The organism is Ruegeria sp. HKCCD6157 (genome assembly GCF_013110685.1).
GTDB lineage: Bacteria > Pseudomonadota > Alphaproteobacteria > Rhodobacterales > Rhodobacteraceae > Ruegeria.
Genome location: NZ_WVRB01000006.1, coordinates 125,946 through 138,149 on the forward strand (window position 1 = coordinate 125,946; position 12,204 = coordinate 138,149).

Sequence of the window (12,204 nt, forward strand, 5' to 3'; positions counted from 1 at the left end):
CCCCCAGAGGGATTCGCATTCGGATTTACACCATCCACCACCGTTCGGCGATGCGGCCATCGTCCAGCGCACCGTTCCCGGCAATCTGCCGCGGCATCCCGACAGCATCCGATACGGCAAGGGCCATGTCGGCCTCGGAGGGGTGGAACCGGACACCGCGTGTGCCTCGCATTCCGGCCCGATCCGGAAGCGCCGCGATATCGACATACCCGTCCCGCAGCGCCTCGGCCCGCACGGCGGGGTCCGGGATTACAATGACCTCAAACGCGTCAGCCCATCCGGCCTGACCATCTTTGTAATGCCCCTCGACACGGCGGCCCAGAAAATGGCGGCCATCTTCTGCCCGTTCGACACGATAGCAGCCGGTGCCGTTGGCCTTGCGCAACGGGGATACGGTTTCACCGGCGCGCGCAACAACAAAGCGGCTGTCGGCCAACAGGAAAGGCAATCCGGGATTTGCCTCGGCAAGTTCAAGCCGCAGGCGGTTGGGGGCAAGCGCCTCGGGCCTTCCGATTTCGGCCAGAACGGCCATGACATCAGCAATCTGCAACGGTTCGTCATCGTGAAAGACCGCGTCATCACGCAGATCAAAGTTCCAGACCCGTGCTTCAGCGTCGGTTTGCCATCCGGTCGCAAGCTCACCGCGCAACGTACCATCCGGGGCGATTTCGGTCATTGTGTCGAAAACGGCCCCACGCGCCACTTGCTCGAGGCTGTCATCGCGCGGAACGGCCAGACGCAATGTCCCGCCTTTCTTGGGCGTACCGGCAAGGGATGCTCCTGTCGCCGCCAGCAATGCGGCAGCGGCACCAGAGGCAAAGAGAGCACGGCGATCGATGCGGGTCATGCGACACCCTCCGCCACACGGTCCATGATTCGCACCAGTTCCGCGCTGATGCCCGGCTCGGACAGGGCGTGCCCCGCCTGACGAACCATCTTCAGTTCGGCATTCGGCCAGCGTTCCGCCAGCGACCAGGCGGCCTGCGGCGGGCAGATCATGTCATAGCGCCCCTGCACGATATGGCCGGGAATATGCGCGATCCGGTCCATCTGTTCCAGAATCTGCCCGTCCGTTTCCAGAAACGCCTTGTTGGTGAAATAGTGATTCTCGAGCCGCGCAAAGGTGCGCGCGTATTCGCCGGGGCTTTCGCCAACCGATCCGTTGGTGTGGATCGAGGCCAGCGCGTTTTCCCAATGCGACCAGGCCCGCGCGTACAGGATCTCTGTCGCACGGTCGCCCGAAAACAGACGTTTGTTATAGGCGGCAATGGTGTCCTCAAGCTCAACTTCTGGCAGCAGTGAGGTGAATTTCTGCCATTGCTCGGGCCAGAACCGCCCGGCGCCGCCGCCGTAAAACCAGTCAAGCTCGGCCTGAGTCGCCAGAAACACTCCGCGCAACACCAACCGGCTGACGCGATCGGGATGGGTCTGGGCATAGATCAACGCCAGAGTCGCCCCCCAGCTTCCGCCAAAAGCGATCCATTCTTCGATCTCGAAGAGTTTGCGCAGCCGCTCTATGTCGGCCACCAGATGCCACGTCGTGTTGTCCTCGACCGAGGCGGTGGGGCGCGACCGGCCACATCCGCGCTGGTCAAACAGAATCACCCTGTAGGCCCGTGGATCGAAGTATCGCCTCATGGCCGGGCTGCACCCACCACCCGGCCCCCCGTGCAGGATCACGACGGGTATGCCGTCAGGATTTCCGCATTGTTCCACGTAGATACGGTGCCCATCGCCCATATCGACCATCCGCTGGTCGAAAGGGTCGATCGGCGGGTACAGATATTGAACTGCGCGCTTTTGGTCCGGGTACTTGTCCATTATGGCCCTATATAGTCCTTAAGCGTAAAAGAGCACACGGAGACAGGAATGCAAGCGCATCCGAACACGGTGGACCCGTCCGAGATTGCAAAATTCGAGGCGATGGCCGCCGAATGGTGGGACCCGCACGGGAAATTCAAGCCATTGCACATGCTTAACCCGTGCCGGCTGGACTATATAACGCAGCAGATCGCCGGAGAATTCGATCGCGACCTAAAGTCGCCTGTGCCGTTCGAAGGCCTGCGCCTGCTGGATATCGGCTGCGGCGGCGGGCTGCTGAGCGAACCGATGGCGCGTCTTGGGGCCGACGTTGTGGGCGCCGACGCGGCCGAAGGCAACCTGCCCGTGGCGCGCATTCACGCGGAACAATCCGGTCTGACGATCGACTATCGCCATACCACGGCCGAGGACATGGCCGCTGCCGGTGAGCAATTCGATGTTGTGCTGAACATGGAAGTGGTGGAACACGTGGCTGATCCCCTGTCCTATCTGACCGCCACGCGTCACTTGCTCAAACCCGGCGGGTTGGAGATTTGTTCAACCATCAACCGCAACCCGAAGTCTTACGCCATGGCGATTTTCGGGGCCGAGGTCGTCATGCGCTGGCTGCCGCGCGGAACGCATGAATGGAACAAGTTCATCACGCCGGACGAGCTGTTCGACCTGCTGCGTCAGGCCGGGCTGGACCCGGTGGACCGCAAAGGGTTCGTCTTCAACCCGATCCTGTGGAACTGGTCGATCTCGGACCGGGATCTGAGCGTGAATTACGTGACGGCGAGCGTGAAGCCGGGGTGAATTCGACACAACAATGAGAAAGATAAGTAACTGGACAATTAGGTGGTTTCTTCCGCTCTATGATCGAAACCCGCTCATCGGAAGCGTGTTGGGCCTCGCATGCATATGTTTTGCGCTCATTGCGATTAGCGTATTCATGCTTGCGATTGAAGAAATTGCGGGAATTCCAATACCGATAACTGCTTTATTATTGGCTCCTCTCTTCATCACGTTGATGAAACCAATGTTTATGGTGATGTGTTTAGCTTGCGAACTCCTATGGAGGAATCTCGGGGTTTACTCTCTTTGGAAAGTTCAAGGTTGCCCTATTCGCAACAGCTATGAGCCCAAGGACTGAAGCAAAAGCCGTTTTTCGCCCACAAGAGCAGAATGCTGGTGCGGGGGAACTCAGCCCCCTACTCCCCCTCCAACTGCATGCGCAGATCCCGCAGCACCGGCAGCGTGCTGCGGACGCGCTCCAGCCCCAGTTCTCCGACCACGCGGTTGATCAGGGGGGCAATCGAGGAAATCGCCTGATCACGCGCGCGACGGCCGGCGGGGCTGATGGCGACCATCTTGCGGCGGGCGTCGTCCCAGTCGGGGCGGATGTGGATGTACCCGGCCCATTCCAGCTTGGCCAAAGTATTGGTCATCGCGCCACGGGTCACGTGGAATGTATTGGCCAGTTGCGCCGGGCTACGCTCGTCCCCGACGAAAACCAGATGATTCAGCACCGAGAAATGCGAAATTTCCATACCCTTGGGCAGCACCCGGCTGAGCCGGTTGCGCAACAACTGATCCGCGGTCAGGATCTCGCTGAACAGCGTGACCGCAAGGGCGTTGGTGTCTTCCGTCATTGTCCAGTTCTGTCAGGGTCCGGTGAAAGACCGGGTGTGTGTCAACGACGGCACGCGGCGGCGTGCCTCTGACACAGAACTATCATCCAGATCGAAAATGTGAATGCCCGGATCGGTACCTGCGTCGATCAGCACCTTTCCCCAGGGGTCGACGACCATGCTGTGCCCATGGGTAAAACGCGTCTTTCCGCGCGTTGATGGGTGTTCACCCGTTTGCGCGGGGGCCAAGACCCAACAGCCTGTCTCAATCGCCCGGGCCCGCAACAGCGATTCCCAATGCGCGGCGCCCGTAACAGGTGAAAACGCTGCCGGAACGGTCAGGATTCGCGCGCCTGCCTGCGCCAAAGCCGCATGCAGGTACGGAAACCGGATGTCATAACAGATGGTCAAACCCACCTTGCCAAAATCAGTTTCGGCTATGACCGCCTTTTCGCCGGGGCGGTAGTTCTTTGATTCGCGGAACGTCTCGGTCTCGGTGACCTGCACGTCGAACATATGGATCTTGTCGTAACGCGCCACGATCCGACCTTGCGGATCGATCATGAAAGACCGGTTCGCAAACCGCCCGTCAGCGTCATGAGTCTTGATCCCCAGTGACCCGATCAACACCCACACGCCCAGTCGGGCGGCCTGAGCCCGCAGGCCGGCCAAGGTGATGTCGTCTTCTTCGTGCTGAAGAACCTCGTTTTGCCGCGTCGTACTGTTTGACACGCAATTCGTGACCTCTGGCGTCAGGATGAACCGCGCGCCCTGCCCTGCCGCGTCGTCCGCCATGGCGCGCACCATGTCCAGGTTTTCGACCGGATCATCCGACGAGGTGATTTGCAGCAGCGCGGTCTTCATCAGGCCGCAAGCAGACGGTCAAGCTTGCCTTGCCGCTCCAGCTCGTAAAGGTCGTCGCAGCCGCCCACATGCTGTGTCCCGATGAAAATCTGAGGCACGGTGCGTTTGCCACCTGCACGCTGGATCATCTCGGGCTTGCGTTTGGGGTGCATCAGAATGTCAACTTCCTTGAACTCAACGCCTTTCTGCTTCAGCAGACGTTTGGCCGCGTGGCAAAAACCACAGAGCGGCGAGGTATAGATTTCTACGGGCTTCATGTTCCGGTCCCTTTGGGTTTCGTGCGATCTTGGGCGAATTAGGCATCCTTGGCAACGCGCGCCAGTGCCAACACGAAAATATGATTTGCCCCTGCGGCCTGACACGCACGTGTGCACGCCGCCAGCGTCGCGCCGGATGTCATCACGTCATCCACCAGCAGGACATCGCGCCCCTTCAAATGCAGTGCCCGCCTTGGGTGGACGTCAATTGCGCCTGCCAAGGCTTCGCCCCTTTCCCGCGCGGTCTTTCCGTCCAGCACCGGGGTCCTCCGTTTGCGCACCAGCAGATCCGGCACGCAGTCCAACCCGGTTTCTCGCCCCAGGTTGCGTGCCAGCAGCGCAGACTGATTGTATCGCCGTTTCAGCAGGCGTGACCAATGCAACGGCACCGGAGCAATCACCATCCCGGGACGCAGCAGCTCGCGCCCGGCCTGCGCCATCCAACGCGCAGCGGGGCGGGCCAGTTCGGTCCGGTCACCATGTTTCAAAGCCAGAACAAGTGACCGCGCCTTCCCATCATACATCAGCGCAGCGCGGCCCGTGTTCCAGGGCGGAGGGGTTTTCAGACAATCGTCGCACTCGGTCCGGAACCTGTCTGCACTTCCGATCACGGGCACACCACAGCTTTCGCAAACCGTGCCACCGATGAACGGCGTATCCCCCCAACACGCCCCACACAGGCCGAAATCGGATTCCGTCAGCTCTCCGCAGCCCATGCAACGCGGCGGATAGATCAATGCAAGGGCAGTTTGAATCCGCTGCGCAATGCGATACTTGCGACCTATGAAACTGCCCGAGCCCACCGCACCCTCTCTTTTCGACCGAAACGCCATTCTGCATCATCGCGCCCGCGCGAAGGACGACGCCCTGTTCTTGCACCGCGCCGCCATTGATGAGGTTCAGGATCGGCTCTCCATGGTTAACAGAACCTTTACGGCACCTGCGGTTGTGACCCCTTTCCCACAGCTTTGGGCAGACGTTTTTCCGGATGCCGCCATTGTCGCGGATGACGATGTGCTGTCGCTGCAACCCGGCGCGCATGATCTGGTGATTCATGCGATGGCGCTGCACTGCGCCAATGACCCGGTCGGACAGTTGATCCAATGCAAAAGGGCTTTGAAACCGGATGGGTTGCTTCTTGTTTTATGCCTTGGGGGTGAGAGCCTTCAAGAATTGCGCGCCGCGCTGGGTCAGGCCGAAATCGAAGTCACGGGCGGGCTCAGCCCCCGCATCGCCCCCATGGCCGAACTGCGCGATCTGGGTGGGTTGCTGCAACGGGCCGGTCTGGCATTGCCAGTGGCCGATGCCGTACCGCTGACGGCAGAATACCGCGATATCTGGCACCTGATGCATGATCTGAGGGATATGGGTGAAACCAACGCATTGGCTGCCCGGTTGAAATGCCCGACCCGGCGCAGAGTCTTCGAAGCCGCACAGCGCGTCTATTCGGATCACTTTTCGACGGGAACAGGCCGCCTCGCCGCAACCTTCGAACTGATTTGCCTGACCGGTTGGTCCCCCGATGACAGCCAACCAAAGCCGCTGCGTCCAGGGTCAGCCCAAATGCGCCTGGCAGATGCCCTGCGCACGAAAGAGGGCAAACTGCCGGATTGACGCGCAACCAAATCCCTTTATCTCAGGTCGGAACACGAAAACTCAGGAATGCTCAAATGTTTGATGCCACCCGTCCCGCTCATGCCCCTGCCGACCATCCCAAGGTCAAGATGGGCCGTGTTGGCATTTTGCTGGCCAATCTGGGTACACCGGACAATTACACCTATTGGCCGATGCGTCGCTATCTGAACGAGTTTCTGTCGGATCAGCGGGTCATCGACTATCCGAAATGGAAATGGCAACCGATTCTTCAGGGGATCATCCTCAGCAAACGGCCATTCAGTTCGGGTGAAGCCTACAAATCGATCTGGAATCACGAGAAGGGCGAAAGCCCGCTGATGACGATCACCAAGGACCAGACTGCCAAGCTGCGCGACGCGATGCAGGATCGGTATGGGGATCAGGTGATGGTCGATTTCTGCATGCGCTACGGCAACCCGTCAACAAAGTCCAAAGTGCGCGAGATGGTTGCCGCGGGCTGTGACCGTATTCTGTTTTTCCCGCTTTACCCACAATACGCGGGCGCAACCACGGCCACCGCCAATGACCAGTTCTTTCGTGCACTGATGGATGAGGCCTGGCAGCCTGCCACGCGAACCGTACCGGCCTATTTCGACCAACCCGCCTATATCGACGCTCTGGCGCAATCCGTTGAACGTGCTTATGCCGCGGCGGAGACAAAACCCGATATTCTGGTCTGCTCGTATCACGGGATGCCGGAACGGTATCTGCAACAGGGTGACCCCTATCATTGCCAGTGCGCCAAGACGACACGGCTGCTGAAGGAACGGCTGGGATGGTCTGACGATCAACTGGTTTCAACGTTCCAGTCGCGATTCGGCCCCGAGGAATGGCTGAAACCCTATACAGTGGATCATGTGGCGGATTTGGCCAAACAGGGCAAAAAGAACATAGCGGTCATCGCGCCGGCATTCTCGGCCGACTGCATCGAAACGCTGGAAGAAATCAACGAAGAGATTAAGGAAAGCTTCGAAGAAGCGGGCGGCGAAACCTTCACCTATATTCCATGTCTCAATGACGATGCGGCGCACATTGCTGCATTGGGCACAGTGATCGAAGAAAACTTGCGCGGCTGGCTGGACTGACCGGCACAGCCTTGGGAAACAAAAAAAGGCGGTGGATTACTCCACCGCCTTTTTCATGAATTCCGTGTCGGATTAGCTTGCAGCAACAGCAGCAGCAACAACGACCAGCAGGATCAGCGGCAGCAGGATGCCCTGCGACGAACCCTGAGTTTCTTCTACAACAACAGGTGCTTCAACAACCGGCTCTTCCAGGTTACCAGCATAAGCGGTCGAAGCAGCAGCAGTCAGTGCAGCAGCGAGAACGAGTTTCTTCATATTAACCTCCAGAATTTGCGCAGTTCCAATGCCCGGAACCACACATCTAAGACTTACCTCGTGGTTTTTTCTAATCAGCATTGACGCTGGAATGCAATTGCAACTTGACCGCTAAGCGGGTTCCCACACGAAAATGTCGTCAAATTAGCAACACTTGCGTGCCGACCTTCGCCATCGAGAACAGCTCGGCAATGTCTTCGTTGAACAGACCGATACAGCCATTCGACGACCGACGTCCGATTTTTCGCGTATCGTGCGTTCCGTGAATGCGATAGTACTTCCAACTCAGGTATAAAGCATGTGTTCCCAGCGGGTTATCCGGCCCCGGAGGGATATAGTCAGGCCATTCCGGGTTTCGCTTTTTCATGGACGGTGTCGGAGACCAGCTGGGCCCTTCAACCTTTCTGATCACGCTGGTACGCCCCCGGCGGGTCAGTTCCTCGGTCAGGGGAACCGATGAAGGATAGAGTTTGTATATACTTTGATCATCTGACCAATAGTGCAGCGCGCGCGACACGGTATCGACCAGAATGGCACCGTTTCTGGTGTTCGAAAAATACGGTTGCCAATCCAGCGCCCGGAAACCCGATACGTTGCGGCGCACCGACGGTTCGGGTTCGGGTGCAGGGCGCAGCGGATCACCGGGGATGTACTGCGCCAGTGCGGGTGTTGCCAGCGTTGCAGTGGCCCCAGCCAGAAAACCCCTGCGTGTGGACGTTTGAATGCGCTTTTTGACCATGACAACGGGTCCTGTGTTCAAGTGAGGTCTGAAATCCGTGACATTCTATTGCCAGAATGCTTCAGTCGCAAATCAAACCGGCAGAATCACGCAAGTTTAGGCTATTGCGCGTTTGCTCAGAGCTGTCAGGCGCGCTATGCCCTGTAATGACACAATAACCAGGTCGATCATGACGCGTATCGTTTCTTTACTCTTGATTTGCTTTGTCGCGCTGGCGGCATGTACAGACACCGGCACCACGACCATTGGTGCAGACGGTCGCCCGCTGCCCACGGTCTACAAAATTCGCGGCAACCCAGAAAAGTTGCAGTTCCGTATGGTTGATTCGGTCAATGCCCTGCGTCAGGCCCAAGGATTGCAGCCTGTCCAGCTGAACGCGCAGCTGAACGCAGCAGCGGCGACCCATTCCAAGGACATGGCCAGACAGAACCGGCCCTGGCACTTTGGGTCCGACGGCTCCTCTCCGATCGATCGGGCTGCACGGGTCGGATATTTCGGCACGTTCCTCGGTGAAGCAATTTCCGAGACCTACGAAACCGAAACCGAAACCCTCGCCGCTTGGATGCAGGAACCCGGACCGCGCGCCGTGATCATGGACCCCAAGGCCACGCAGATGGGGTTCGCTTGGCATCAGGAAAAAGGCGGGAAAATCTGGTGGACGCTGGAAATGGGAACCGGCGGCTGACCCCGATCACCGTACACACAAAAAAGCCCCCGAAATCCGGGGGCTTTTTTTCTGATTACGCTGCTTGCATAGACTGCGCTTCGGTCAGGATCGCATAAAGCTTGACCGGATCGGGGTTCGCCCGAAGCTTGGTGCACACCGAGGTGTCCCTCAGCGTACGTGACACAAGGGCCAGCGCCTTGAGATGATCGACGCCGGCCTCTTCCGGCGCAAAAAGTGCAAAGGCAATGTCCACGGGTTGACGGTCAACCGATCCAAAGTCGATGGGCTTTTCCAGCATGACGAATACGCCCGAAACCGAATCAAGCTCGGGCAACCGCGCGTGCGGAAGCGCAACGCCATGCCCCACGCCGGTCGGGCCCAGGCTTTCCCGTTCAAGCAGACAGTCGACGACGGCCTGAGAATCGAGGCCCAGATTGGCGGCTGCGACATCGCCGATTTCCTGAAACAACCGCTTCTTGCTGGAAGCGGCGGATAGTACACGTACTGCTTCGGGCTTCAGTATGCTCGAAAGCTCCATGATCACGCTCCATAGGCACGGCACCCGCCACGGCAGGTGCGGCCCCGTATCCTTGCCTGTTAAGGATCAATCCAGCCGATGTTACCGTCTTCGCGACGATACACGACGTTCAATCCATCCTTGTTCTCATTTCTGAACACCAGCACCGGGGCACCGGCAAGTTCCATTTGCATCACGGCTTCACCAACGCTCAAAGATGGGATTTTTGTTTCCATCTCAGCCACAATCATGGGCTGTAGCGATTCGGGTTCATCGGCCGCGTCCGATTCGTCAGAGGCGAGGATATAAGAGGACGCCCCAAAGAGTTCAACCGGCTCGGACCGATCCTTGTGGTGGTCCTTCAAACGACGTTTGTAGCGCCGCAGCTGTGTTTCCATTTTGTCGCAGCATGCCTCGAACGCCGCATAAATTTCGGTTGCATGCGCCTTGGCCTGAGCGGTCAGCCCGGTGGACAGGTGCACTGTTGTTTCGCATACATATTCATGCGCTGAACGGGAAAAGACGACGTTGGCATCGGTAGGCCGCTGGGCATATTTACCCACAACCTCGCCCAATTCGGTCTGCACGTGAGTCTGAAGCGCCGCACCGATGTCGATCTGTTTTCCGCTGATTTGGTAACGCATGTGATCTCCTTCACAATTCACACCCATTCTGACGTCACGTTACGCGACGAACTTGTTTTTATCGGGTGGGGGGTCGAGACACTTTCCGCGGTTGTCTTAACTCCAGCCCTTCAACGAAGGGACAACGATCTCCAGACTGGAACCGGGTAAATGCCATGGGACAATTGAGGCAAGAGACGAGGGAAGAGTCAATCAAAACAGGTGTGTATATACGCGATTTCCGCCATGCATCCGACGCAGACCATAACAAGCCTATGAAATACGGAAGTTTTCGCCAAGATAGACACGGCGGACATTCTCGTTCTCGACGACCTCGTCCGGTGTGCCCGACATCAGAACCTGCCCGTCATGTAGGATATAGGCGCGGTCGACAATTTCCAGCGTTTCCCGCACGTTATGGTCGGTGATCAGAACACCGATCCCCCGTTTTTTAAGGTCGGCAACCAGATGTCGGATATCGCCGACGCTGATCGGGTCAACACCCGCAAATGGTTCGTCCAGCAAAAGATATTTCGGGTCTGCGGCCAAACATCGCGCTATCTCAACGCGGCGGCGCTCACCGCCGGAAAGGGCAAGAGCGGGCGCGCGGCGCAGATGTTCGATCGAGAAATCCGACAACAGCTCTTCCAGCCGTTCTTTCCGCCTGTGAGCATGAGGAACCGTGATATCCAGTACCGCGGCGATGTTGTCCTCGACGCTCATGCCGCGAAAGATCGACATCTCCTGCGGCAGGTAACCGATGCCCATTCGCGCACGCCGGTACATCGGTAACGTCGTAACATTCTGGCCGTCAATCGTGACTTTGCCGGCCTCTGGGAAAACAAGCCCTGCCACGGAATAAAAGGTCGTGGTCTTACCCGATCCGTTGGGTCCCAACAGGGCAACGACTTCGGACCGGTCCAGTGTCATCGAGACATCGCGTATCACCGTTTTCTTACGGTAGGATTTCCGCAGTTTCTCGATGCGCAGCCCGGAATTGCCTTCGGCCACTGACAGGTCGGGTCGCGCCATCAGTTGTTTCCCTGCTGAAGGATCGTCTTGACGCGCCCGGTCATGGTCGCTGTGCCCGTTGTCAGATTGGCGTTCATCTGATCGCCGCTGATGATGCTGGGGCCTTGCGTCAGCAGGACATTGCCTTTCATGACGATCACACCGGAATCGATCGTGTATTCCGCCCAATCGCCCTCTGCCGCATCCGGCGGGCTGACCAGAACAACATTCTCGGTGGCTTCCATCCGTTCAATCGCCGAGCGTTCCTCATTGTAGATCACGAGAACCCGCTCAGCAGTCAGCCGCATTTCGCCCTGAATGACGACGACATTTCCGAGGAATTCGGCAGAACCGTCCTCCTGGTTGACGTTCAACGTTTCGGACGTGACCTCGACCGGAAGGCTCGGGTCGGCATTTGCGGAACCAAAAGCCACCTGCGCCTCCTGCGCAGTCGCGGTTACGGCACCTGCAAACAGAGCAAGGCACAAAGGAACAAAACGAAAATCGAACACAGGTTATCTTTCTGCTTTTTCAGGCTCGTATACCAGCTTCACGCCGTCTGTAAAAACAATATGGACCGGTCCGTCCTTTTTTTCAGTCCCAAAGGTCATGCGTCCGGCGGAAAAATTGCCGATCGGCCCGGTTCCGTTCACCCGCCCCGGCGTGTCGCCCCGGATTTCGTCCAGCGACGTGTTGAGCAGGTCAGTCGTGACCTGAAGTCCGTCGGCAGTGGTAATCACCACGTCGCCGACAAAAGTCGCCGTGCCCTCATCAGGGCGGATCAAACCTGAATTGGAATCCAGAAGTATCGTTCCACCACTGAGAAGCCCCAGCCGACCCCGAAATTCGGATGCGGTCGGGGTTTCGTCTTCGCCGCCCTGCTTGGCTTGGATGGCTTCGATCTGAACATCCTCGCCTTTGCGGGTTGTCCCGCGATATTTCGGCTGTGTGACCACCTGTTGCGCCAACCGCTCGTCAATGTCTTTTTCTGCGAATGGCACTGATACGTTGGTTTCGATGCTGCGGGATAGCAGGAACACTGTAGACAGCATCAGAATGGCCGCAAGCGGCAACAGAACCTTCAGGAACTGTACCATGCGGGAATACCTGTCCAATTCGG

At 58.2% G+C, this 12,204-nt stretch carries 17 protein-coding genes; 4 read left to right on the forward strand and 13 right to left on the reverse strand.

All coding sequences use genetic code 11. The annotated features are described in order from the left end of the window. Positions 1 to 25 precede the first annotated feature (25 nt). Positions 26 to 847, reverse strand: a complete 822-nt coding sequence (locus GS612_RS16965; protein ID WP_171641932.1) for an ABC transporter substrate-binding protein — start codon at positions 845 to 847, stop codon at positions 26 to 28. Next, positions 844 to 1,821, reverse strand: coding sequence for a prolyl aminopeptidase (gene pip / locus GS612_RS16970; protein WP_171641934.1), 978 nt, complete (start codon positions 1,819 to 1,821; stop codon positions 844 to 846). Before pip ends, GS612_RS16965 begins: the two co-directional genes overlap by 4 nt. 48 nt (positions 1,822 to 1,869) lie before the next feature. Here pip and ubiG point away from each other — a divergent pair, with 48 nt between their 5' ends. Beyond that, positions 1,870 to 2,616, forward strand: coding sequence for a bifunctional 2-polyprenyl-6-hydroxyphenol methylase/3-demethylubiquinol 3-O-methyltransferase UbiG (gene ubiG / locus GS612_RS16975; protein WP_171641936.1), 747 nt, complete (start codon positions 1,870 to 1,872; stop codon positions 2,614 to 2,616). A 395-nt stretch (positions 2,617 to 3,011) separates the two neighbouring features. On the opposite strand, the gene GS612_RS16980 is transcribed toward ubiG, so the two are convergent. The 4 genes from GS612_RS16980 to GS612_RS16995 are packed head-to-tail and all read right to left on the reverse strand — an operon-like array spanning position 3,012 to position 5,385. Next, positions 3,012 to 3,452, reverse strand: coding sequence for a MarR family winged helix-turn-helix transcriptional regulator (locus GS612_RS16980; protein ID WP_171641938.1), 441 nt, complete (start codon positions 3,450 to 3,452; stop codon positions 3,012 to 3,014). A gap of 12 nt (positions 3,453 to 3,464) precedes the next feature. After that, the gene (locus GS612_RS16985) at positions 3,465 to 4,295 is read right to left on the reverse strand and encodes a carbon-nitrogen hydrolase family protein (protein WP_171641940.1); all 831 of its coding nucleotides are present in this window, start codon (positions 4,293 to 4,295) and stop codon (positions 3,465 to 3,467) included. Next, entirely contained in the window at positions 4,295 to 4,552 is a 258-nt protein-coding gene (gene grxC / locus GS612_RS16990; RefSeq protein ID WP_152459773.1) for a glutaredoxin 3, read from the reverse strand. Before grxC ends, GS612_RS16985 begins: the two co-directional genes overlap by 1 nt. A gap of 38 nt (positions 4,553 to 4,590) precedes the next feature. After that, positions 4,591 to 5,385 (reverse strand): ComF family protein, encoded by a 795-nt coding sequence (locus tag GS612_RS16995; RefSeq protein WP_171641943.1) that lies wholly within the window; start codon positions 5,383 to 5,385, stop codon positions 4,591 to 4,593. Between GS612_RS16995 and GS612_RS17000 the strand changes: the two genes are divergently transcribed. Both GS612_RS17000 and hemH read left to right on the forward strand, forming a co-directional pair. Then, entirely contained in the window at positions 5,336 to 6,166 is an 831-nt protein-coding gene (locus tag GS612_RS17000; RefSeq protein WP_171641945.1) for a methyltransferase domain-containing protein, read from the forward strand. The two genes, GS612_RS16995 and GS612_RS17000, sit on opposite strands and share 50 nt — an antisense overlap. Before the next feature lie 56 nt (positions 6,167 to 6,222). Further along, entirely contained in the window at positions 6,223 to 7,272 is a 1,050-nt protein-coding gene (gene hemH, locus GS612_RS17005) for a ferrochelatase (protein WP_152459770.1), read from the forward strand. A gap of 72 nt (positions 7,273 to 7,344) precedes the next feature. Here hemH and GS612_RS17010 read toward each other — a convergent pair whose 3' ends face one another. Then, entirely contained in the window at positions 7,345 to 7,527 is a 183-nt protein-coding gene (locus tag GS612_RS17010) for a hypothetical protein (RefSeq protein WP_117870963.1), read from the reverse strand. A 139-nt stretch (positions 7,528 to 7,666) separates the two neighbouring features. Continuing rightward, a complete protein-coding gene (locus GS612_RS17015; RefSeq protein ID WP_152459769.1) occupies positions 7,667 to 8,266 on the reverse strand; it encodes a L,D-transpeptidase in 600 nt (199 codons plus the stop codon). A 169-nt stretch (positions 8,267 to 8,435) separates the two neighbouring features. Here GS612_RS17015 and GS612_RS17020 point away from each other — a divergent pair, with 169 nt between their 5' ends. After that, positions 8,436 to 8,951, forward strand: a complete 516-nt coding sequence (locus GS612_RS17020) for a CAP domain-containing protein (protein WP_171120163.1) — start codon at positions 8,436 to 8,438, stop codon at positions 8,949 to 8,951. Positions 8,952 to 9,006: 55 nt separating this feature from the next. On the opposite strand, the gene ptsN is transcribed toward GS612_RS17020, so the two are convergent. The 5 genes from ptsN to lptC form a co-directional block, all read right to left on the reverse strand. Continuing rightward, positions 9,007 to 9,471 carry a PTS IIA-like nitrogen regulatory protein PtsN gene (gene ptsN / locus GS612_RS17025; protein ID WP_117872900.1) on the reverse strand — a complete coding sequence of 155 codons (465 nt, stop codon included), beginning with the start codon at positions 9,469 to 9,471 and terminating at the stop codon, positions 9,007 to 9,009. A gap of 59 nt (positions 9,472 to 9,530) precedes the next feature. After that, the gene (hpf, locus tag GS612_RS17030; RefSeq protein WP_152459767.1) at positions 9,531 to 10,094 is read right to left on the reverse strand and encodes a ribosome hibernation-promoting factor, HPF/YfiA family; all 564 of its coding nucleotides are present in this window, start codon (positions 10,092 to 10,094) and stop codon (positions 9,531 to 9,533) included. A gap of 252 nt (positions 10,095 to 10,346) precedes the next feature. Next, positions 10,347 to 11,105, reverse strand: a complete 759-nt coding sequence (gene lptB, locus GS612_RS17035) for an LPS export ABC transporter ATP-binding protein (RefSeq protein WP_152459766.1) — start codon at positions 11,103 to 11,105, stop codon at positions 10,347 to 10,349. Continuing rightward, complete coding sequence (locus GS612_RS17040) at positions 11,105 to 11,596, reverse strand: LptA/OstA family protein (RefSeq protein WP_371732247.1); 492 nt, start codon at positions 11,594 to 11,596, stop codon at positions 11,105 to 11,107. The genes lptB and GS612_RS17040 overlap by 1 nt, the downstream gene beginning before the upstream one ends. Before the next feature lie 3 nt (positions 11,597 to 11,599). Beyond that, a complete protein-coding gene (gene lptC / locus GS612_RS17045) occupies positions 11,600 to 12,199 on the reverse strand; it encodes an LPS export ABC transporter periplasmic protein LptC (RefSeq protein WP_171641947.1) in 600 nt (199 codons plus the stop codon). Between the last annotated feature and the right edge of the window lie 5 nt (positions 12,200 to 12,204).

Excerpts from the sequence above, each read along its gene's own strand:
- ubiG (WP_171641936.1), top strand. The coding sequence starts at position 1,870 with ATGCAAGCGCATCCGAACACGGTGGACCCGTCCGAGATTGCAAAATTC.
- GS612_RS17020 (WP_171120163.1), top strand. The coding sequence starts at position 8,436 with ATGACGCGTATCGTTTCTTTACTCTTGATTTGCTTTGTCGCGCTGGCG.
- ptsN (WP_117872900.1), bottom strand. The coding sequence starts at position 9,471 with ATGGAGCTTTCGAGCATACTGAAGCCCGAAGCAGTACGTGTACTATCC.
- hemH (WP_152459770.1), top strand. The coding sequence starts at position 6,223 with ATGTTTGATGCCACCCGTCCCGCTCATGCCCCTGCCGACCATCCCAAG.
- GS612_RS17010 (WP_117870963.1), bottom strand. The coding sequence starts at position 7,527 with ATGAAGAAACTCGTTCTCGCTGCTGCACTGACTGCTGCTGCTTCGACC.
- grxC (WP_152459773.1), bottom strand. The coding sequence starts at position 4,552 with ATGAAGCCCGTAGAAATCTATACCTCGCCGCTCTGTGGTTTTTGCCAC.
- GS612_RS17000 (WP_171641945.1), top strand. The coding sequence starts at position 5,336 with ATGAAACTGCCCGAGCCCACCGCACCCTCTCTTTTCGACCGAAACGCC.
- GS612_RS16980 (WP_171641938.1), bottom strand. The coding sequence starts at position 3,452 with ATGACGGAAGACACCAACGCCCTTGCGGTCACGCTGTTCAGCGAGATC.
- GS612_RS16965 (WP_171641932.1), bottom strand. The coding sequence starts at position 847 with ATGACCCGCATCGATCGCCGTGCTCTCTTTGCCTCTGGTGCCGCTGCC.
- GS612_RS16985 (WP_171641940.1), bottom strand. The coding sequence starts at position 4,295 with ATGAAGACCGCGCTGCTGCAAATCACCTCGTCGGATGATCCGGTCGAA.
- GS612_RS17015 (WP_152459769.1), bottom strand. The coding sequence starts at position 8,266 with ATGGTCAAAAAGCGCATTCAAACGTCCACACGCAGGGGTTTTCTGGCT.
- hpf (WP_152459767.1), bottom strand. The coding sequence starts at position 10,094 with ATGCGTTACCAAATCAGCGGAAAACAGATCGACATCGGTGCGGCGCTT.
- lptB (WP_152459766.1), bottom strand. The coding sequence starts at position 11,105 with ATGGCGCGACCCGACCTGTCAGTGGCCGAAGGCAATTCCGGGCTGCGC.
- pip (WP_171641934.1), bottom strand. The coding sequence starts at position 1,821 with ATGGACAAGTACCCGGACCAAAAGCGCGCAGTTCAATATCTGTACCCG.
- GS612_RS16995 (WP_171641943.1), bottom strand. The coding sequence starts at position 5,385 with ATGGCGTTTCGGTCGAAAAGAGAGGGTGCGGTGGGCTCGGGCAGTTTC.